We start from the raw sequence: 20,400 nt of genomic DNA, 5'->3' as shown, positions 1-20,400 counted from the left end.
AAAATAATTATCCTGTTAACTTATAATCAATTATTTACTGTTTCCGTTGTACTTTTTCCCAAACCGCGCTTTGTTTCGTACTGAAATAGCGAATGATGCCGGCCAGTACCGCATAATTCATAACGCAGAAGTAATAGGGAATAAAAAGAACTTTAATGCGCAGTTGCCGCTTTTCCATAAGCAGCCCAAGCAAGGCCAATATATAAAACAATACCTGTGCCAATAGTAACAATTGCATGTCGGTTTCGTTTGGCTTAAGCGCCAATACAACGGTTAAAATAAATGATAGGATAAGCAGGAAGGGGGTGATTGTCCACCTCAAAACCCGGTGACTAACATACTGGAATGATAAAACCGGGTAGGGGAACGGATTAAATAGTTTTTTAAGCCTTAGTATAGATTGAATACCGCCCGCTGCTATTCTCACTTTCCGTTTTAACTCTTCCGAAACATTTTCGGATGCGGTTTCTGTGGCATATGCCTCCGGTTCGTAAACAATGCGGTAGCCTTTGGCTGCTATCAGCATCGATATCATAAAATCATCAAGTACGGTATCCGGCTCAACAGGTTGGTATAATGAGCGGCGTACACTAAACAATTCGCCCGCAGCACCCACAACCGAATATAGCTCGGAGTCCCATTTCTTCAATGCCGATTCATACTTCCAGTAAAAACCTTCACCGGCTGCGCTGGCATCGGCGTTTTCGTCAATGTGTACACGTTTTTCGCCGGCAACGGCTCCAACTGTGGCATCGCTGTAATGCCGGCAAATTTTTATTAAGGCATCCTTATTCAAAAACGTGTTGGCGTCGGTAAATACCACTGCATCGGTATCAACATATTCCATAGCGCGGTGTACGGCAGCAATTTTTCCCGCGCGTTCGGGCTTGTGCAATAATTGTATCTGGGGGTACCGGGCAATAATATCAGGTGTTTTGTCTGATGAGCCGTCGGTAACAAAAAGTAGTTTCAGTTTTCCTTCCGGATAATTTAACTGGAGGCTGTTTTTGATCTTCTGCTCAATAAAATACTCTTCATTGTAGGCAGCTATAACCAGGGTGCATGAAGGAAGCGTATCCGGATTTTCTGCGGGGAGTGCTTTCGTTCCCTTAAAAACTCTTTTGATCCTGATAATGATGTACAGGAAAATTCCGTATCCAACAAAAGTGTAAAAAACAATGAACAGGCTTATGGCTAAAATTATTTTCATGCTATGGTATTAATGGGGTATCCTAAATTGCTGCTGTTTTTTGAATGAGTAAAGTTCCACCATACTGCTTTAAAAAGCATAGGTATAAATCCGTATTGTTTCTCTTTAATATAATTGACCAGGTTTCGGGGCACTACTAAAAACAGGAAATAGAAATAAAAGAAGATCTTTTTAAACAACGGCGCATTCCGCCGGGTAAAAAGAATGCGGTTGCGGTTCATGAAGTACTCTTTAAGCTTGCTTTTTTTACCTACAGAAACCGATTCTTTATGGTAAATAAGTGCATCAGTACAAACCCACGCTTTAAAACCGGCTTTAATGATATGTTCGCACCAGTCAACCTCTTCGTAGTATAAAAAGAAGTTTTCGCACATCATACCAGCCTTTTCAATAGCTTCTTTCCTGATCATCATGGCAGCCCCATGGCAATAAGCAGTAGGGGCAGTTATATGATCAAACTGGCCTTCGTCCTTTTGCTTTAAACCAATAACACTATTACGGCAGGTATAATAATTCATGGGTGTGTAGCCGGCATATTGGATCAGGTTTTTATCGCTAAAATATTTGATCTTGGGCGATATCATGCCAACGGCCGCATTGCCATCCATCACCTCTGTAAGTTTTTCAACCAGGCCTGGGGTAAACTCGGTATCGTTGTTTACCATGAAAATGTAATCGCCTGTGGCAAGGGTAAGTCCGAGGTTATTACCGCCTGCAAAACCCAGGTTAATGTCCGAACGGATAAATATTATTTCCGGATATTTTATTTTCCAATCGGGTACAGGATTTATTTTACTCGCATTATCTACAACAATTATTTCCATATTGCTGTAAGTACTCGTATTTTTAATCGATAATAACATTTCTTCTGTAACAGTAGGCTGATTGAAATTTACGGTAACAACGGAAACTTTTTTCATCTGAGAGGGGTTATTATCAATAAAGCTTTTTACGGCTAATATCAGTAAAAGTTAACCAAATTATACTACGATATTCCTTTGAAGAATAAACTGCCAAATAATGATGAAGTGCTGCTTGATACCAAAGTTGATGAGCTGGTTCTACTGCTAAAAAAAGGAAATATTGATAAAGAATATATTAGGGCAATACAGCAAAAAATAAATAACGCCATTGAGCCTAATCCTTCTCCTCAAAAATTCGATGCCTTTAGCGAAGTAGATGAGGATCAGAGCCGTTTGGACATGGTAAATAACCTTGAGTTTTTGCTGGCCCAGCACCCGGTTGATAGTCGTCAGGCAAAAAAGCACCGGCTGCAGGAAAAGTTAAAGCATGCTGTTTTGATAGGGATAGCCATTACGATGATTGTACTTGGTTTAGCCATGATCATCATGCCTGCGCCGCCGTACTTTGAAATGTTTACCATTTTTTATTTTACAAAGGATGATGGTATAACTTTAATGGATGTTATATCGGTATTAATCGTGTTAACAGGCGTATATTTGTTTATAAACGCTTTACTGCGAAAAAGCAATTCCTGAATATCTGAATTATGCCGAAGCAGTCCCAAATATTACTGGTTGATGATAGCCCGCTTGTTTTAAAGGTTATTGGCCGGGCTTTGGAAAAAGAGGGTTTCATTTGCCATAAAGCGAATAATGCGGAGGAAGCCTTTGCATTGCTTAAAAATGATATCCCCGACCTGATCCTGTCTGATTACCAGATGCCGGGTGTTAATGGTTTTGAGTTCAGGCAAAGTTTAATGGCCGTGCCGGAGTTTAAGAACATTCCCTTTATGTTTTTAACATCGGTTACTGATCATGATCATATGATAGCCGGGATGAGTCTCGATGTTATTGATTATATTGATAAGGATACGCCGATAGCCTTTGTCATTTCAAAGATCAATAATTTCCTGAACAGCATTCGCGAAAGGCATGAGCATACTATACGTGAACTAAGCAGTGCCGCGATGGCGCTAAATCTATATTCAGTTCCGAAAGAAACGCCCCGCATAAATGGTTTTGAAATTGATTTCTGGCACAAATCATTCGAGAATTACCCGGGCGGAGATTTTATTGATGTGATATCTATTAATAACAGGTACACTTTTATTATCCTGGGCGATGTTATGGGGAAAAAGTGGGGAGCCTGGTTTTTTTCGTTTGGTTATCTGAGTTATATAAGGGCTGCGGTAAGGTTATGTGTTTCGGAAGGTGATGTATCGACCAGAAGCATCATGCAAAAGATCAATTCGGTCATTTATCATGATCCGGTTGTGAGCGAAGTATTATCAACACTGTCGCTTATTATGATTGATGCGGAAAGTGAGGAGTTGAGTTACACCGGTGCGGGCGATTTACCGCTCTTGTATTTCTGCAAGGCCAAAAATAGGCTTGACCGGATCTCTTCAGCTGGGCTACTGCTTGGAGTTAGTAAACAAGGTGGTTTTGATGAGCATCTGTTTACCATGCGGCCCGGCGATCAGTTAATGATGATAACTGATGGATTAATTGATAAAGAAACGCCTGCAGGTAAGAAAACCGATTTGAATAGCTTTACCAGCGAAATTGAGAGATATCTTGGTAAATCTGATTCATTCATGACCTTAAAAAATGATGGCTTTTTAAATGAAAAGGCCAATGAACAAATTGACGATTGCAGTTTAATATTTATTCAAAAAAACAGTTAAATGATACTACGTACACATTTGCTTGATAATGCACTAATAGCGGACATACAGCTTAAAGAGGCCAATTTATCAAATGCCGATCAGTTTAAGGCAGAATTGCACAGTCTCATCAATAGTGGAAATAAGTATGTTATAGTAAACTTTGAGCAGGTGATATACGTAGATAGTTCTTTTTTAGGTGCGCTGGTATCGGCACTTAAACTGGCCATGAACAACGGAGGTGATATTGCCGTGGTTGGTTTAAATAGCGATATCAGATCATTGTTTCAATTGGTGCGACTTGACAAAGTGTTCAAGATATATACAAATACACAGGAGGCTTTAACCGGGGCATAAATTAATTTACCACCTTGAAAAAGTTTGTTTTTAATAATGAAACCGAAGGTATTTATCCTTTAACAGTGCAGATCATCGGCTATATAAAAAATATTGCGAAAGATATAGTTGATGACGACGCGGATTTCAGGATAAAAACTATCCTGATTGAATTGCTTACCAACTCACTTAAGCACATGGGGACCGACGTAACCAATATCGGGGTTGATCTGAAAAGCAATAAACTATATATCAGTAAACAGGATAAGGGAAAACCGCTGCAAATTAATACCCGCCAGGCGATACTGACCTGGCCGCTGTTAACCAACAAACTGGCCCAAAACGAAATTGCCATTTATGGGGATGACTTTGGTACATTGAAGGGACGGGTGAAAAACAGCAATCACCTGGAGTTTTTTACCGAAGATTTTGATGTGCAATACGTTAGTAAAGAAACTGTTATGGGGTTGAACGAACACTACGGCCTCATGATCATCGCGCGCGCCAGCGACGCCTTTGATTACAAGCATAAACCTGGTACCGGGATAAATACCTTTACCTCGGTAATTGAACTTAAACAGCGGTAAATATTACTGCGTTATTTTCTGAAAACGTTTTTTAATGTTGAGGAAAGGTTTCTCATACCCAAAGTATGACAATGAAGCCAGTCCAATAGCACAGCCAACGGTGACGGTATATATGATTACGTTTTGCATAACCATATTCATAGTTGGGACATAATTATGTACAAGGTACAGGGTTAAAAACAGGGGGTATTTGTGCAGGAGGTAAATACCATACGAGATCTGCCCTATATAATCAAGTGTTTTACTTTTTATGGTATAAATGCTGGTTTCGGCCTGGCAAAGGTTAACAATAAGCAGCGAGGAAATGACAGCCAGCGGAACATCACCGTGTGGGATGTCATGGACTAAATACAGGTAAACATACGCCAGAAAAATAATGGATAGCGTCACCTGCATATAAGGCTTAAACATCAGATCAAACAGCGGCTGCAATTTAAATTTAAACGATGGGTGCCTTGTATTATGAAATATAACGGCCACAGCCGCGCCAATCATCATGTTGTCAAAACGGGCATAATAAAAAAACTGGCTGAATATTTTCCAAACAGGGTTTTCATGATTAAGGTTGTTAATGCTTAACTGTAATGCCCAAATCAATACAATGAAAATCAGGAAGGCATAAAGGATGTTTTTAGGCTTCTTTATCCTGAAGAAATGCGGGTGAAAAATATAGAATTGTTCTTCAGTACCTATCGACCAGATAGGATTGAAAATTTCCGGCAGCATTTGCAGGCAGAATGCCAGGTTAGGCATAAAAAATACAGATAACCAAAGTCCCGTTGTTACGCCTGTTCCCGGATAGATAAAAAAGCCTACAACCACCAATAAAAAATACAATGGCCAGATCCGGAGCATACGCCTTACATAAAAGGCTTTAAAGTTTACTGCCGAAAAATTGCGCTTTTCTTCTAACAATAAGTAGGTTATCAGAAACCCGCTTAGTGCAAAGAAGATGGTAACGCCTGTTTTGCCAAAATTTAGTATTGTCAGGTGAGGGATCCGCGCTACGTGAAAATCAACCTTATGCAGCTCGATATGGGATATCACTACCATAAGCGCAGCAAGAGCCCTTACTCCATTTAAATTGGAGAAATAAACTCTTGCTTTGCCTGTTGATTTTAAATTCTTTTCGGTAGTAGTAGTATTCATAAGTAGCACCGTCGGTAAAGCTAATTTTAACTAAAAGTTTTAACACGGTTGGTTTATTGGCAGATATGTGACGGTTGGCTTAACTTTTTGCCACCCTGTCCAGACACTTCTGCAGTACTTCGGCAAATTCCTTGTCATTTGGCGGAGCAAATATGGTGTTGTGCTCACCCGGAATCTCGTGTACATTCACACCTTTAATCGCGAACGGTTTCCAGCCTAAAAACTCAAAATCTTCCATATAAAAAGTCCGCTTTTTAGCCCTGAATAGGTCGAGGGTTATGTTTAACGGTTTCAATACGTAGTTGCGTAATGCTTTTTCGCTTGCCTCATCAATCTCGTTATCATAAGCAAAAAAACCTTCGCGTTTTTGGTTAGGCTTAAATACCTTCCAATAAAGTTTAATCATCTGGCGCTTAAGCATCAATCCTTTGTACTCAATGGTACGTTTAGGGTCTTCGGCCAGTAGCACAAAGCTGTGGGCGAATTGCTTAGCACGAAGCGTTGTTTTATCAACTATCTTTTTAGCCTTGCTGTCGTTTATATCTGAGCGATCAGCATAAGTATCAAACATGGCAACCATTTTAACCTCTTTGCCGGCCGCTATAAGTTGATTTGCCATTTCGTAGGCGATAATACCACCTAATGAATAACCCGCCAATGCATACGGCCCTTCGGGGTTTTTAGCTACGATCTCGGCAATATAGTTTGCTGCTATCTCTTCCATTACGTCCAAAGGTTCATCAATGCCGTTCAAACCGCGGGCCTGCAAGCCGTAAACCGGTTGCTCGGCATCCATATTCATGGCAAGGGCATTAAATAATAATACATTTAAGCCTGCACCGTGAACAATATACAAAGGCATTTTACTGCCAGTTGGCTTAATAGGCACCAGCGATTCCCAGCTGATCACCTCATCGCCCTCAAGTCGCGCGGCAAGTTTTTCGATTGTCGCGTGCTCAAATAGGGTAGCTAACGGTAAACGCTTGCCGGTTTCCTGCTCAATAGCGGCCATGATTTTCACCGCAACTAATGAACGACCACCCAATTCAAAGAAATTATCCAGGATACTGATCTGCTCAATACCCATGTTTTGCTGCCATATTTTGGCAACTAACTTTTCGTTATCGGTACGTGGGGCAACAAATTCACCTTCACGATATATGATGTTATAATCGGGCTTAGGTAATGCCTTACGATCTATTTTACCGTTTGGAGTAATAGGTATCGCGTTCATCACCACAAAATCATCCGGAACCATGTATTCAGGTAAAACTTCCAGCAAGCCTTTTTGCCATGCATCAAACTGGTTTTTAAGGTCGAGGCCTTCTTTAGGCTCAGGCGTAATTACGTAAGCTACCAGGCGTGGCATTCCCGGAGTATCTTCACGGGCTATAACTACGGCCTGTTTAATATTATTCTGCTTTAACAGGTTTTGTTCAATTTCTTCCAGCTCAATGCGGTAACCACGCACCTTAACCTGGTGGTCGATACGGCCAAGGCAAACAATTTCGCCATCCTGCCTTATCTTGCCCAGGTCGCCGGTACGGTACATGCGGGCGCCTTCAACGGTTGAGAATATATCTTTCACAAAACGCTCGGCCGATAATTCTGCACGGTTAAGGTAACCAACAGCAACACCATCACCGCCGATATAAATCTCACCTATTGAACCATCGGTAAGGTTATTAAGTGCCTCGTCTAAAATATAGATCTGGGTGTTGGCAACAGGTTTACCAATGGTGATATCTTCATCGCTGGTAATCTGTTTTATGGTGGAGTAAATGGTTGTTTCAGTTGGGCCGTAAAGGTTCCAGATCTCCTCACATTTGGGCAAAAGTTGTGTAACTAAATCCTTTGGAAACGCCTCGCCACCACAATACACCTTTAACGGCAATTTGCTGTCCCAGCCGGATACCAGCATCATGCGCCAGGTAAAAGGAGTGGCCTGCATTACAGTCACATCTTCTGCTTTAACCAGGTCAACCAGGGCACGGCCGTCTTTTGCCGTAGCCGAATCGGCTAACAAAAGCTCTGCACCGGTTATCAGCGGTAGGTATAAATCCAAACCGGCAATGTCGAAAGAGATGGTTGTTACAGCCAGTACCTTATCGGCAGTAGTCATGCCTGGTACCTTTTGGCAACTTAATAAAAAGTTAATCAGGTTAAAGTGCCGGATCTGTACACCTTTAGGTTTACCGGTTGAGCCTGATGTATACAGGATATAAGCAAGGTCTTCGCCGCTTACGCCGGTTTCAGGTTCGGTAACAGGATATGATGGAAATTTCTCTAATGCCGCCTCAATCAAAACCTCAATTGAGTTTGCAGCAAAGTGATTATGATATTTTTCAGAAGTGATCAGAATTTTGGCTGATGAATCTTCCAGCATAAATTCGATACGGTCTTTCGGATATTCAGGGTCAAGTGGTACGTATGCGGCACCGGCTTTCATAACGGCTAAGAGCGATATCACCATTTCGGGCGAGCGGTCAAGTGCTACACCGGCAACATCACCTCTTTTAAGGCCCTGATCAATCAGGTAACCGGCCAGCTTGTTGGCGGCCTCATTTAGCGCCTTATAGGTTAAAATACGTTCATGAAATTTCAGCGCCACTTTATCCGGATACTGATTTGCAGCAGCCGCGGTTAAATGGATAAGAGCCTTTTCTTTTGGATAATCTACAGCAGTATTGTTTAACATGCTTATAACGTCGGTATTCAGAGGGGCATCCATAATTGTTTATATGCTATATTATTCCTGGTTCAATTAATTATCAATCTTGTTTCCGTTATTTAACTGCAGTTGCTTCGTTGTTTACGGGTTCTGTAGGAGCGTGATCATGCGGCGTATGAATAAACTTTTTGTTTGCTCCTTTAAGTTTAAACAACAGCAGGAACATGGTGAAAAATATAAGTGGTAGTTTAAGCATAGCCGTTAAAAGTTTTCCGTTGTAGAACGATGTCGGTATGGCAACTATGATACCAAGGTAACAGGCCACAGTTGCGCCAAGCCATAAATGCCAGTGCGGACCGATGCCCGGAGTGAAAAATGAGATCAGTAACATCAACGGCATCAGGCCCAGCATCAGCACGCGCGGCAGGATTGCCATCTGGTAAATCTCGTTCACATAATCAAAATTGCCGCGGAAAAACTGAGCAGGAGCGGTAGCGCCATATTTTTTAAGCAGGTTAAATTGAGCCGAAAGCCAGCGTTTACGCTGCTTTTCAAATACTGCCGGGTTACTTACTTTTTCGTCATAGATGTACGCTTTTTCGGCATAGGCAACGTGGATCTTATCGCGGGTGAGTAGTAACCCCATTTCTTTATCAAATCCGCCTACAGCATCAATACGCGACATTACATTCACAAAAAGCTTGTATTCTAAAGCCATCCCTGAGCCGATAATTGCAGCCGAAAACTTAAATAACTGCTGCGACTTCCTGAAAATGTGATTGTTAACTTCTTCGCTTACCGCATCAAGTATTGCTACCTGGGTGTTTGAGTTTTTTGCAACGCGATGGCCCTGAACCACAAGATGGCCTGCCTGTAAATAATTATTGATCTGGTGCAAATAATCAGGAGCTGCAATATTATCAATATCAAAAACAACGGCGGCATCGTAACCCGCTGCTGTATTTTCAATGGCTTTATTTAACGCTTTTGATTTGGTACTGGTTTCAAAAACTACCTCAACCACCTGCAACGGCATTTGCTTTAATTTAACAATGGTTTCAGGTTTCATGGAATCGGCAATCACGCAAATCGTAAACATATCTTTCGGATAGTCGATAGTTAAGGCTGCTGCCGCCGAGTTTAAAATAATTTCATCTTCTTTATAAGCGCAGATATAAACAATGAATTTGCTGAGCTTAGTTGCCGTAACCGGCTGTTTAATGGGGATTAATTTCCCCAGTACAGAGAACACAAACAAGTACAAGCTATATACCCCAAGGTATATAAACAGCAAAATGGCGACAACAGATGCAATGAATTTGATGATTTCCATGTGTTTTGATGATAATCCCTGTTTTATATTAATTTATAAGTAACAGGTATGTTTCTCTAAATTTTAACCTTTCTGCTTATTATTCAAATTTGTTGCCAGCAGGCTTTTGATCTCTGTTATACGGTGCTCCCAGGTATTTTGTGCTGCTACTTTTAATCTTTTTTGCTGTAAAAAAGGAGTATCGTTTAACGATAGGTTAATTGCGGCAGTAAATTCGTCAGCATTTTTGCAGATGTACACTGTATCGCCTGTAAATTCTTCCAGGTCACCGTTAAAATCTGTGATCACTACAGGGCGACCAGAGCCAAGATATTCGAATAATTTAAGCGGAAAAATAGAACTGCTTACATCATCCTTTTTAAAAGGAATAATAGCAACATCAAAGCCTTTGAGCACGGCAGGTAACAGTTCATAAGGCACCGCGCCTTTTTTGAAAACATTGGGGGCATTAAAAGCAGGATTGTTTTCGTAATCTATATCAACAGGTCCAACAAAAACAAAGCTTTTATCCGGGTTTTGCGCCGTTAGTTGTGAGAGCAGATCGTAATCAATACGGCGTTCAATATTGCCGAAATAGCCAATGATGGGCTTTTTAACATCCGACAGGATCTCTGCAATGGGCAAAGCCGGATCAAGAGCTTTTTGGCTGTGGCTGATATTGGCTGCATTAGGTACAAAATAGGAGTTAGGGTTAAGTTTTCCCTTGATATTACTCAACTCTTTGCTGGTGCTGATCACCATATCCATATCTTTCACCAAAATATCTTCGGATATAAGGCCATGACGGGTTTGGTATTCTTCAATCAGCGGATCAACACAGTGATAAACCTTAAGCAACGGTTTTTGCTTTAGCAACCGGTGCATGGTGGGATAGTAAAACGCGTAGGAGTTAATGAAGATATAATCTTTAATCCCCAGGTGTTTAATAACCTTGTTGAGCCTGCCTGCTACAATCCCTTCGTTTACTTTCAAGGCCAACCGGTAAATGGCGCCCTCAGGCAACGAATTTATAGAAGGTACGGGAGGTGTTATGATGATCTTTAAATTCGGGATCTCCGTTTGGATAAAACTATCCTTGGGCGAAAAAAAATGCGGCTTGCGGGCATTGTATCCAGGCGTGTTTTTAAACTGGATATAATCTTTCCAGGTGTACGGCCTGTCAACGTAGTATACAAAATTATCCTTAGCCAAATGTTTGGCCATGGTATAGTTGGTTGATTCCAGTCGGCTATCAAACTGCATCTGCGAGAATATAACGATATGCCGGTTTTTTAGCTCCATAAATATAGCTTGCTATTCGGTTAGTTGTTTTCCTTTGATTTTGCCAATCACGACACCAATGAGTTCTTTTAGTTCGATGTAACCTAAAACAAAGATGTCGGATATTTTAAATTGCAGGTTTTTCTTTAATGCCCAGTAACCAAATATGGCACCTGTAAAAAATGTAAAAATAGATGCAATGGCAACGGCATAAAGGCTGTGAAATACCAGGATACCGGTAAAATCACCAATAACGTTAACCGTTAGCATCAGGAACACTTTTATCATGTTAAGATGCGGCTTGTTAATAATATCAAGCGTGATCCCAAAAAACCTGTCGATAGGCAGGAGCATTACGTAGCACATGAAAATCCTGAAAATATTACCGGCATCAGAGTGCTGATATTTAGCACCAAATATTAGCCCGATAATGAGATCGGCAGCGGCGAAACAAACTATAGCGATAGGGGTAAGCGCCATAGTAAGCATGCCCGCGTATTTTTTCATGATGTAGGTTACATGCTTTTTGTCGCCACGTTGTACAGCGGCCGACATGGCGGGCAAAGCTGTAGATATGAAAGCCCTTAACGGGATTTCAAATATCTCCATGAGCCTTTGCGGGATATAGTAAACTGCCAGCAAATCCGGGCTGAACATTGGCTTTACAATCAGTGTATCTGAACTCCTGAGTAGGTACGAGCTTATGGATGTCCCTACACTGAATTTCCCGAAATGGGCCATTTCTTTGATGGTATCCCAGCTTCTGTGAGCTATGGTTTTTACTTTGGTCCACCCTATGATAATGCAAATGATACTGCTTAACAGGTTCGCTGCAAAGTAGGAGTAAATAGTGGTTTCAAAGTTTGATTTTCCTGCAATAGCTAATGCAACCACCAAAACAAGGAAACCTCCCTGGTTCATTAATTGCAGAATGAACATTTTATCAAAGCGTTCTTCGGCCTGCAGGATCCAAAGGCTAACCGCCGATGGCAGCGTACAAAAATAGATTAAACTGAACCATTTAAGCGTAATGGCTATATCCGCATCGGGGTTTCTATAAATGAGATAGATCAACAGGTTGACAACAGCAAATACCAAAGTGATGCTGAAGCCAAGAAACCAGGTTGATCCGGAGATATTTTTCATCCGTTCAACCGTTGAGCCCGAATAGAATTTAATGAGCGAAGTTTGAAGGAAGCCTGTGCGGAAGGTATCTGCCAGCGTAAATACGATCAGGAAAAATACGTAATTACCAAAGTCAGGCTTGCTCAACCTGCGGGCCAGCAATGATAATATTACCATTCCCAAAACCGGCAAAACCGCGTTGGTTGCCAGCGAAAGCGTGTGTTTGTTTATTAACTTTTTAAATAAACCCATGTATATCGTTTTACGCTTTCTCCCACGTTTGAGTTGTGAAATTATACTGTTTTATTACTTTGGCGGGGTTGCCTACAGCTACCGAATATGGCGGGATATCACGTGTTACTACACTGCCAGCCCCAATAACCGAATGCTTACCAATAGTTACCCCGGCTGTTACCACGCAGTTAGCGCCTATCCATACGTTATCGTCGATAGTAATTTGTTTGGTGGTTACCTTTTGATGACGTGGCGGAATACTTACATCCTGATACCCGTGGTTAAGTCCCGAGATAACAACGTGCTGAGCAGTCATGCTGAAATTACCTATTTTAACCGGGCCAATGATTACGGTGCTGATGCCAACGCCCGATCCTTCGCCTATGAAAACATCGCCAACTCCGTTGTTGATCACCGCGAAATCTTCTACAATACTTTTAGTACCGAGAGCGAATTTATTGAATGGAAAAAGGTCCATCCGTGCATTACGTCGTACAACGCTGCCTTTACCTCGCTCATGAAAAAAACGGTTAAGTATTAGCCTTACCCAAAGCCTCGGCCTTGATTGACCGGGAGGGATCAGCATCCAGTGGACTAATTTTTTTAATTTCGGATTTGATTTTATGGATGATACAAATGACATCTGCTTAGTTAATTAGTATTGTCTCTGTACTGTTTTTCTTTTTTAATTCTTCCTGTTCCTGATCATCAATGCGCTTGCATACTACAAGAATAGATATGGCCAGGTAAAACAGGATGTTTGATGGATATTGAACGAGTGCCTGCTGAGGAAAGTTACCTATGTTGAACGCAAAAAGAATAAGCAACATGGCCAGGCAATAATTTTTGAGCTCCGGGTTTTTAATACTGAAATAAAAGTTGATCCCCGTTTTGAGTACCACGAAGAAGAGCGTGCAAAATAGTATGAGGCCCACCCAGCCCATTTCAACGGAAACACGTACATAACCGCTATCTGGTGGGAATTTAGCCAGCATCGAATTTGGCGAAAACTTCCTGCCCCAAACACCTACGGACCCCAGGCCACCGCCGATAGGATGGGAGAGGATAAAAGGTTTGATCTTCTTCTGATTTTCAGCGCGTACATTATAGGATGGGTCATCAGAAGGATTGAAAGCTGTTTGAAAACGTTTGATCAAAGGGTTTGATGTTGGCATCACAATCAAAATACCCAATAAGGCACCTGCCACGAGCGTAAAGGTTAAAACCCGCCGGTTAAAGTTTAACACAGCCAGCATTGAAAGTGCTCCCGGCACTAATACGTAAGCAGCTCTGGTACCAGAGTAAAGCATCACATACAAAAAGAAACCAGCGATACAACCCAGGGTTACCTTGCGCCTAAGCGGAATATCACCCATAAGCAACACAACGCAAAGCAGCGCGCCAATAACCATGTTATACGAAAACGTAACCGGATCCGAAAAGATGCCAAACTTACGCATGTGCCCGTTAATAAATAGCAAGCTTACACGCAATGGGTCGGCGTACAGATACTTATGTTCGAATGGGAAAAAGCCAATGTTTTCTTGTTGGAAAGCAGAGATTCCGGCCAGTATATCCAGGAAGATCCAAAGCTTCAGTAGGGTTTTAATAAACTTTACCGTGCGGATCTGGTAAACAAAAACGTAGTACATGAGCATGATAAAGCCTACTGTACGCACTGTATAAATCCAGGCCAGCCTTGATTCGGCAGATGGATTTACAAATTCGAGCATATTGTACGCCAACCACACCAATATCATGTAACTGATTGGATTTTTGAAGTAGGTCCAGTTCCGTTCTGTACGTTGTTTAATAAAAAAACCGAGGATGAGGAGGTAGGTTGTTACGTCCATCAGAGTACCAATAGGAACCTGATCGGGTAAAAATTCCGAAACGTAGCTGATAAAAAATGCAGCTATAATTAGCGCGCAGATCCCGAATTCGGGATAAACAGTAATTGCGAATACGATAGGCAAGCCTATGGTTAATGCCAAAACAGCACCCACACCTATAAATTCGAGCTTATAAGTTAAAAAGCTTATGGCAAGTGAAGTGATCAGCAGAAAAAGCAGCGCAAAGGGATGCGAAAACTTTTGAACCATAAGGTTTTTCCAAAAGCTTTGCTTAACTCCAGTATTGCCTGTTTGTTCATTACGCATGCAGTAGAATAGAAATGCTTTTTAAAAAATTACAGGAACAGGATTTTTACAGCCCATACAAACACACCAATAAATGCAAATACTATAGCCGCTTTGCGCGTTTTTTTTTGAAGCGGACTTAAATCTTCAAATGGATCCTTTTCTCGTTTAGGAGGGTCTATTCTCATTTTAAGTAGTATTAATAGTTAAACAATGCCTTGCAGCAAGCAACCAATTAAGAATTCTTCTCTTTTTTCTGATTGTATTCAGTTTTATTGAGTACCCAACCCGCAAACTTGTTTTCGAGCCCTTTCAAATAAGTTATGTATTGCTTTTGAGGATTAGTGATCTTTTTATTAGCCTCAAATACCGCTATGGTTTTATTAGCAAATAACAACCACTCTTTTGATTTATTAAGCGCCGTAAGCGGGGCTGTATCAATGATCACAACATCGTATTTAGAGCGCAAATCGTCAAACCTGTTTTTTACAAACGCTTCGCTACCAATTTCAAGCAGGGTTACATCGCCACCGCGATTACCTAAAACAGTAGTGCTTGCACTGCTTATTTCCTGCTGCGCGTTTGGATTATTTTTAAAATAATCTTCCAGATAAATCTGGGGTTGAGCTGTGTTGCTTATGGTAGCATTATTGAAATTACCGTCAATTAACAATACCCTTTTGTTAATCATTGAATAAGAGTAAGCCAAACTTATGGCAAGCAGGGTTTTACCTTCAGAAGGTTCAATGCTTGTTATGGCTAACACTTTTTCGCCCCTTAACTCCTGGTCAATTTCAAACCTTATAGAGCGTAACAGCTCCTTAAAGGTTTTCATCTTATCCCGGTGTTCAACATCCCAAAGCTTACGCAAATCCAGGTTTTCACCGCTTATCTTGTTTAAGTAACCCAATAATGGCAGTTGGGTTTTATTAACCAGTTCGGTAGGGTGCTTAATGGTATCGTCAATATAAAATAACACAAACAGCCAAAAAACACAGGCAAATAAACTGCCTATACCACTCAGAATAATAAGCAGCATTTTTTTGGATGGCTGGGCCACATCTGGCTGGGCCATTTCAACCTGGATAAGTTTTATCGAAACGCTTGAACGCAGGTTGGTTTCGTTGTATTTGTTTAATACATCAAGATATTCTTTACCTGCAATGTCAATATCAAAATCATAGGTTTTTACTTTGGCATCAAACGGAACCAATTTTGAAAACTTAGCGTTCAGATTTGCCAATTCATTTTCTATTGATTTGATGCTATACTTGGCCAAATCACGGGAAACCTCAAGTGTAAGCTTTTGTTTGATCTGATCATCTTTAGCTATAAGTGGATTGGTAATGTATTTATCAGATGTTAAATTAATCTGATTTGACAGTTGTCGCTGTAAGGAGTCAATTGATTCTTTATACTTGTTATTAAACCCGCTTCGCACATACTGATCTTCAAGAGTATGCAGCTGCTCCTGGGTAGAAATAATAGCCTGGTTGTATTTGTTGGTTACAGCTTCAACATATTTGCGGTCATCAGGCGTAAACTTTTGGTTGATAGCGTCGATAGCACCCTGGTTGGCTATCATATCTTTATCGGCCTGCAACTTTTTGTCGTTGTAAACCATGATCTGGCCAAAAATAGCTTTTGATTGCTCATCGAGGTTCAGTACACCGTTTTCAATTTTATATTGCTGCAATTTGCCGGTTTGATCGCTAAGTGCTTTACGTTTAGCATCTAACAGGTTTGATAAAAATGTTACCGCGTTTGATTCGTTTTGCTTTACACTCTGGGTGTAGTAATCAATAAACTGTTTACACAATGTGTTTACGACAAAAGCAGAAAGCTGAGGGTTTTCTGAATCAAAGCTCACTGATATAAAATCACTGTCTTCGTTACGCATAATCACGATGTCTTTCATGATGTTGCGCTCATCGTATTTCATTGACCTGAGCAGTCCTACAACGTAGTTTTCAGTTTTATCATAAACAGATAATGGCTCGAGGGTAGCAAATTTCTTTTTTAAAATGGCTAATACATTGTCCTTTTCATAGGAGTGCAGTTCGAGTAATTCCTTACTTGGTTTGCGAAAAGGATAAGGATCAGTCAGATCATGGATCATGAGCGAATAAGAAACCTGGTCAATAAGTTTCTTTAGTTTCATGATGGCAATCAGGTTGCTGAATTCGCGGTAAACCTGCTGCTCCTGCACGTTGGCAGTGTTATCTTTATCAAGAAGGTGCCTGGAAGCATCAATAATACCGGTAGCAATTTCGGCATGCGACTGGTAGCTATCGGGTAGATTTTTTACGAGAAAAAACGATGCTATAACCGCTACAAGCGGTATTATAATCAGCGTAGTTCTGTATTTCTTTAGTAGAGTGAAAAAATTGCCTATCTCCATCGTTTACTTAACGTCTTCTAATTTAGTACCCAATAATTCTTCAAGATTGGTCTTGGCTGTAAATGTCGCTAATTCAGCTTGTACTTTAAAGGAGTTTTGGTTGTATAAACTGTTAAGTTGTTCGTTATAAATCTGAAAAGTTGTTTCACCTTTTTGGAATGCATATTTTAATTGCTTAACCGCAGTTTCGGCATCTATTACGGCATTGGCACGTAGCCTTAGTTCGGCCTGTGCTTCAAGATAAGCGAAGTAAAAACGTTTAACCTGTGCCTCAAGGGTTAATAAATATGCTGCCTGCTGATATTCAGCTACTTTGTAGGTTTCTTTTGCCTGGCGGATAGCTCCCGGTCTTGAAAACATTTGGCCTATATTTAATGATATGGCTATCTGGTAGCCTTTAAATATTGTGGGCTGCGAAAGATTGATTGAGTTTTGCGGGCTATAAATGTAAGATGCCGTTACACCTTCAAGCCATGAAAATACCGTTGAATTGTAAAGACCTTTAGCGGCATTTACCTGGCTTTGCCTTGCTTTAACTTCAGGATAGTTCTTTTTGGCGGTGGCTATCAATTTTTCAAGGAACGGATAGTTAACGTCATTTATAAATGAACTTTGCTGCGCTTGTACACGGCTGGTAAAAAAAAGAACGATGATAGAAAGATACGTGAGCTTTAGTTTCACAGGCATAGAGTTATACTTTTTCTTTTTGGAATAGTGCGGGAACGGTGCCCACAATAATTTTTAAATCTAACCAAATTGAATATTTCTGAGCATAAAAGTTGTCTAATTTTTTCCTTTCGCGTTCAGACATGTCTTCTTTACCTCGTTTACTGATTTGCCATAAGCCTGTTAAACCGGCAGGGCCCAGGAAACGCATCGACCACTCGTTTGACGTAAGCATCTCAGCCTCATACAGTGGCAGCGGCCTGTTACCAACTACAGACATATCGCCACGTAAAATATTAAACAATTGAGGCAATTCGTCCAGACTTGAGTTGCGCAGGAAATTCCCCAATTTAGTGATGCGCGGATCATTCTTGATTTTTACGAAAGCCACTTTATTATCGCCAGCTTCAGACGCATATTGGTTATTTTCTGCCGATAATTTGGCAAGCAACTGATCGGCATCGGTACGCATTGACCTGAATTTATAAAAATCAAATACTTTATAACCTGTACCTACACGTTTGCTTTTGTAAAATACCGGGCCTTTTGAATCCAGTTTGATCAGGATAGCCACAATCAGCATAACCGGAGACAATACCAGCATCATACCGCCTGAAATTACCAGATCAATAAGGCGTTTGCCAGCTGGCATTTTATATGTTGTGTCAACTACTTTTGATAGCTCAACCAATTTGGGTTTTATCAGTTTAAAGCGTACCAAAAAGTTAAGCCTTTCGCGCAGATCACTGATTGAAAATGGCTCACCGTAAAAGTCATGCACTTTTAATTTAATAGCTTGTTGCTTCAGGGCTTTATCATTTTTTGTTGAAAGCAATACAATGATCAAACCATTTAAAAGGAAGCTTTTCTTAACCTCTTCAACAAGTTTAATCCACTTACCTTCGGCATCAACCTCAACCAACAAAATATCCGGAACGGATAAGATAGATTGCTCGCCTAAATAATCATTAAGCTGATCAATACTATTGTTATACGCGATTTTGAAGCCCTCATTTAAGCCATTAGAGATTTTCTCTTTGAACTCGCTACCGGCGTATGCTATCCTGATGTTAGAACCTGAACTTTCGTTCCAATCAGATGTTTGATGATTCATAAACTTGTAAAACTTGGTTAATGGCTGTTTTTAATGCGGTTGGGTTAAATGGTTTGTGTATGAAAGCATCAACCTTAAAAGGCATGGCGCTTACCTGTGCATCAAGATCGTGGGCTGCAGAAAGCAGTATTACCGGGATATCGCGGTAAAAGCCACTGATCTTAACATTTTTTACGAATGATTGCCCGTCAAAATAAGGCATCTGAAGATCTGATATGATCAATTCGGGCATGTTGCCGTCTTCAAGCCAGCTAAAAGCTTCGATACCATTATTTTTAACTACAATATCATATTCTTTTGAAAGAATGAAGTTAAGCAATTTTAATATACTCAAATCATCATCCACTATAAGTAGCGTTCTTTTCATGCTTAATTAATTGGGGTTTAATTTATAATAGTAAGCAGTTAATTTATTGTTGATGTGTCGTGTTTATTTTTTTTATCGTAAAAATTAGATAATATCAAAAAATATAAATTAATAAATATTATTAATGCTAAAGAAACGAAATTGTAAGCTGTTTTAAATGATAGCTAAGTATAAAAATAAACAGCTCAGCAATTTTTGCCATTTGTTTTACATTGTAATTATAGGCAAAAAACATTCCTCAAATAAAAAACCATTGTAATTATGGCCTTGATGGGCTTTTATACGGGTTTTGTAAAGAATAGTTGTGAAAAAAATGAGAAATTAACGGAAAGTTAATAGTAATACCGAGGAATTTATTCCCACGGCGGGTAGCTGTTATTCCCCAAAGTGGGATTAAATTATACCTGTTTACAGGTAAATGAGAAGTTATTTTTCTATTACTGATAAGAAGTTCCCGGCTGGGTCTTTAAACCAGGCTATTTTTGGGCCGCCGCTAAGAAATACTCCTTTTTCGTTTGTCTTAAAATTTTCCTGATCGTAAATTTCAAATTTAACTCCGCGGGCACTGAGTTCATCAACTGTTTTTTCTACATCAAGAACCGGGAAATTCAAAATAGTAAAAGTAGCAGGAGTATGATTGGGTTTGGTATATATTAATATCGGGGTGCTGCCGGTGATATTAAGATTAAGCAGGCCCTCCATTTCTGGTACTTCAGTTACATTTAAACCGAGCACACCGCCATAAAATGCCTTTGCCTTAGCCGGGTCATCTACCGAAAATCCGCTGAATGCTTTGCTTTCTTCTAACATAACAATTGATTTATATTAACGATACTACCTTGCTTTTAAATGTTTTGTTTGCCGAAACAGGAGATTAGTCTGTCAAAACTTCGGCACGACAACCTAAATCATTCAAAAAGTTGATTAGCGATTTTGCGCATAAAGTGCCGCTATCGCATTGCACCCGCAATATCTTGTCGCAATCATCCAGGTCAAAATTGGCTTTATGGTTTCCAAATGCTTTGTGAATGGCATCCAAAAGCCTGCTGGCCTGACGGCGTTTATTTACATTGGTTTTAAAAACTTCTACCATCATAAGTTTTAGTTTTGTGTACTTTTAATGGAGATAAGAAAGGTAAATACGGGAATGGCAATATTATTCCATTCCCGTTATTTATTA

20 protein-coding genes are annotated in these 20,400 nt (G+C 40.3%); 4 read left to right on the top strand and 16 right to left on the bottom strand.

The annotated features are described in order from the left end of the window. Positions 1-34 precede the first annotated feature (34 nt). Positions 35-1,210, bottom strand: a complete 1,176-nt coding sequence (locus EAH55_RS14925) for a glycosyltransferase family 2 protein (protein WP_121810365.1) — start codon at positions 1,208-1,210, stop codon at positions 35-37. Continuing rightward, entirely contained in the window at positions 1,207-2,130 is a 924-nt protein-coding gene (locus EAH55_RS14920; RefSeq protein WP_121810364.1) for a glycosyltransferase family 2 protein, read from the bottom strand. Before EAH55_RS14920 ends, EAH55_RS14925 begins: the two co-directional genes overlap by 4 nt. 78 nt (positions 2,131-2,208) lie before the next feature. Between EAH55_RS14920 and EAH55_RS14915 the strand changes: the two genes are divergently transcribed. Genes EAH55_RS14915 through EAH55_RS14900 form a run of 4 tightly spaced genes read left to right on the top strand, consistent with a single transcriptional unit; the run spans position 2,209 to position 4,762 of the window. Further along, entirely contained in the window at positions 2,209-2,709 is a 501-nt protein-coding gene (locus tag EAH55_RS14915) for a hypothetical protein (RefSeq protein WP_121810363.1), read from the top strand. Between the two features lie 11 nt (positions 2,710-2,720). Beyond that, a complete protein-coding gene (locus EAH55_RS14910; RefSeq protein WP_121810362.1) occupies positions 2,721-3,860 on the top strand; it encodes a fused response regulator/phosphatase in 1,140 nt (379 codons plus the stop codon). After that, positions 3,861-4,196, top strand: a complete 336-nt coding sequence (locus tag EAH55_RS14905; RefSeq protein WP_121810361.1) for an STAS domain-containing protein — start codon at positions 3,861-3,863, stop codon at positions 4,194-4,196. 14 nt (positions 4,197-4,210) lie between these two features. Further along, the gene (locus EAH55_RS14900; RefSeq protein ID WP_114938148.1) at positions 4,211-4,762 is read left to right on the top strand and encodes a hypothetical protein; all 552 of its coding nucleotides are present in this window, start codon (positions 4,211-4,213) and stop codon (positions 4,760-4,762) included. A 3-nt stretch (positions 4,763-4,765) separates the two neighbouring features. Here EAH55_RS14900 and EAH55_RS14895 read toward each other — a convergent pair whose 3' ends face one another. The 14 genes from EAH55_RS14895 to EAH55_RS14835 all read right to left on the bottom strand — a co-directional run bounded on the left by EAH55_RS14895 (position 4,766) and on the right by EAH55_RS14835 (position 20,316). Next, positions 4,766-5,911 (bottom strand): acyltransferase family protein, encoded by a 1,146-nt coding sequence (locus tag EAH55_RS14895; RefSeq protein ID WP_121810360.1) that lies wholly within the window; start codon positions 5,909-5,911, stop codon positions 4,766-4,768. A gap of 79 nt (positions 5,912-5,990) precedes the next feature. Further along, positions 5,991-8,642, bottom strand: coding sequence for a non-ribosomal peptide synthetase (locus EAH55_RS14890; protein WP_121810359.1), 2,652 nt, complete (start codon positions 8,640-8,642; stop codon positions 5,991-5,993). 55 nt (positions 8,643-8,697) lie between these two features. Further along, positions 8,698-9,915, bottom strand: a complete 1,218-nt coding sequence (locus tag EAH55_RS14885; protein WP_121810358.1) for a glycosyltransferase — start codon at positions 9,913-9,915, stop codon at positions 8,698-8,700. 63 nt (positions 9,916-9,978) lie between these two features. Then, positions 9,979-11,196 carry a glycosyltransferase gene (locus EAH55_RS14880; protein WP_121810357.1) on the bottom strand — a complete coding sequence of 406 codons (1,218 nt, stop codon included), beginning with the start codon at positions 11,194-11,196 and terminating at the stop codon, positions 9,979-9,981. Positions 11,197-11,208: 12 nt separating this feature from the next. Next, positions 11,209-12,552, bottom strand: a complete 1,344-nt coding sequence (locus tag EAH55_RS14875) for a lipopolysaccharide biosynthesis protein (protein WP_121810356.1) — start codon at positions 12,550-12,552, stop codon at positions 11,209-11,211. Positions 12,553-12,562: 10 nt separating this feature from the next. Continuing rightward, positions 12,563-13,177 (bottom strand): acyltransferase, encoded by a 615-nt coding sequence (locus EAH55_RS31285; RefSeq protein WP_114938142.1) that lies wholly within the window; start codon positions 13,175-13,177, stop codon positions 12,563-12,565. A 4-nt stretch (positions 13,178-13,181) separates the two neighbouring features. Continuing rightward, the gene (locus EAH55_RS14865) at positions 13,182-14,693 is read right to left on the bottom strand and encodes an O-antigen ligase family protein (protein WP_121810355.1); all 1,512 of its coding nucleotides are present in this window, start codon (positions 14,691-14,693) and stop codon (positions 13,182-13,184) included. A gap of 29 nt (positions 14,694-14,722) precedes the next feature. Further along, positions 14,723-14,860, bottom strand: coding sequence for a hypothetical protein (locus EAH55_RS30935; RefSeq protein ID WP_162996890.1), 138 nt, complete (start codon positions 14,858-14,860; stop codon positions 14,723-14,725). 47 nt (positions 14,861-14,907) lie between these two features. After that, the gene (locus tag EAH55_RS14860; RefSeq protein WP_121810354.1) at positions 14,908-17,073 is read right to left on the bottom strand and encodes an exopolysaccharide transport family protein; all 2,166 of its coding nucleotides are present in this window, start codon (positions 17,071-17,073) and stop codon (positions 14,908-14,910) included. A gap of 3 nt (positions 17,074-17,076) precedes the next feature. After that, complete coding sequence (locus EAH55_RS14855; protein ID WP_121810353.1) at positions 17,077-17,760, bottom strand: TolC family protein; 684 nt, start codon at positions 17,758-17,760, stop codon at positions 17,077-17,079. Positions 17,761-17,764: 4 nt separating this feature from the next. Then, the gene (locus EAH55_RS14850) at positions 17,765-18,853 is read right to left on the bottom strand and encodes a sugar transferase (protein WP_121810352.1); all 1,089 of its coding nucleotides are present in this window, start codon (positions 18,851-18,853) and stop codon (positions 17,765-17,767) included. Continuing rightward, complete coding sequence (locus tag EAH55_RS14845; RefSeq protein ID WP_112570221.1) at positions 18,834-19,220, bottom strand: response regulator; 387 nt, start codon at positions 19,218-19,220, stop codon at positions 18,834-18,836. Before EAH55_RS14845 ends, EAH55_RS14850 begins: the two co-directional genes overlap by 20 nt. Before the next feature lie 426 nt (positions 19,221-19,646). Next, positions 19,647-20,030, bottom strand: a complete 384-nt coding sequence (locus EAH55_RS14840) for a VOC family protein (RefSeq protein ID WP_121810351.1) — start codon at positions 20,028-20,030, stop codon at positions 19,647-19,649. A gap of 64 nt (positions 20,031-20,094) precedes the next feature. After that, complete coding sequence (locus EAH55_RS14835; RefSeq protein WP_208644856.1) at positions 20,095-20,316, bottom strand: hypothetical protein; 222 nt, start codon at positions 20,314-20,316, stop codon at positions 20,095-20,097. Positions 20,317-20,400: the final 84 nt, after the last annotated feature.

It is taken from the genome of Mucilaginibacter kameinonensis (assembly GCF_003675385.1).
Classification (GTDB): domain Bacteria; phylum Bacteroidota; class Bacteroidia; order Sphingobacteriales; family Sphingobacteriaceae; genus Mucilaginibacter; species Mucilaginibacter kameinonensis.
Note: the sequence above shows the minus strand (reverse complement) of the source record. Positions and strands in the feature narration are given on the sequence as shown.

Bases quoted from the DNA above. Each gene is read 5' to 3' on its own strand.
- EAH55_RS14925 (WP_121810365.1), bottom strand. From the start codon at position 1,210: ATGAAAATAATTTTAGCCATAAGCCTGTTCATTGTTTTTTACACTTTT.
- EAH55_RS14920 (WP_121810364.1), bottom strand. From the start codon at position 2,130: ATGAAAAAAGTTTCCGTTGTTACCGTAAATTTCAATCAGCCTACTGTT.
- EAH55_RS14910 (WP_121810362.1), top strand. From the start codon at position 2,721: ATGCCGAAGCAGTCCCAAATATTACTGGTTGATGATAGCCCGCTTGTT.
- EAH55_RS14905 (WP_121810361.1), top strand. From the start codon at position 3,861: ATGATACTACGTACACATTTGCTTGATAATGCACTAATAGCGGACATA.
- EAH55_RS14895 (WP_121810360.1), bottom strand. From the start codon at position 5,911: ATGAATACTACTACTACCGAAAAGAATTTAAAATCAACAGGCAAAGCA.
- EAH55_RS14890 (WP_121810359.1), bottom strand. From the start codon at position 8,642: ATGGATGCCCCTCTGAATACCGACGTTATAAGCATGTTAAACAATACT.
- EAH55_RS14885 (WP_121810358.1), bottom strand. From the start codon at position 9,915: ATGGAAATCATCAAATTCATTGCATCTGTTGTCGCCATTTTGCTGTTT.
- EAH55_RS14880 (WP_121810357.1), bottom strand. From the start codon at position 11,196: ATGGAGCTAAAAAACCGGCATATCGTTATATTCTCGCAGATGCAGTTT.
- EAH55_RS14875 (WP_121810356.1), bottom strand. From the start codon at position 12,552: ATGGGTTTATTTAAAAAGTTAATAAACAAACACACGCTTTCGCTGGCA.
- EAH55_RS31285 (WP_114938142.1), bottom strand. From the start codon at position 13,177: ATGTCATTTGTATCATCCATAAAATCAAATCCGAAATTAAAAAAATTA.
- EAH55_RS14865 (WP_121810355.1), bottom strand. From the start codon at position 14,693: ATGCGTAATGAACAAACAGGCAATACTGGAGTTAAGCAAAGCTTTTGG.
- EAH55_RS30935 (WP_162996890.1), bottom strand. From the start codon at position 14,860: ATGAGAATAGACCCTCCTAAACGAGAAAAGGATCCATTTGAAGATTTA.
- EAH55_RS14860 (WP_121810354.1), bottom strand. From the start codon at position 17,073: ATGGAGATAGGCAATTTTTTCACTCTACTAAAGAAATACAGAACTACG.
- EAH55_RS14855 (WP_121810353.1), bottom strand. From the start codon at position 17,760: ATGCCTGTGAAACTAAAGCTCACGTATCTTTCTATCATCGTTCTTTTT.
- EAH55_RS14850 (WP_121810352.1), bottom strand. From the start codon at position 18,853: ATGAATCATCAAACATCTGATTGGAACGAAAGTTCAGGTTCTAACATC.
- EAH55_RS14845 (WP_112570221.1), bottom strand. From the start codon at position 19,220: ATGAAAAGAACGCTACTTATAGTGGATGATGATTTGAGTATATTAAAA.
- EAH55_RS14840 (WP_121810351.1), bottom strand. From the start codon at position 20,030: ATGTTAGAAGAAAGCAAAGCATTCAGCGGATTTTCGGTAGATGACCCG.
- EAH55_RS14835 (WP_208644856.1), bottom strand. From the start codon at position 20,316: ATGATGGTAGAAGTTTTTAAAACCAATGTAAATAAACGCCGTCAGGCC.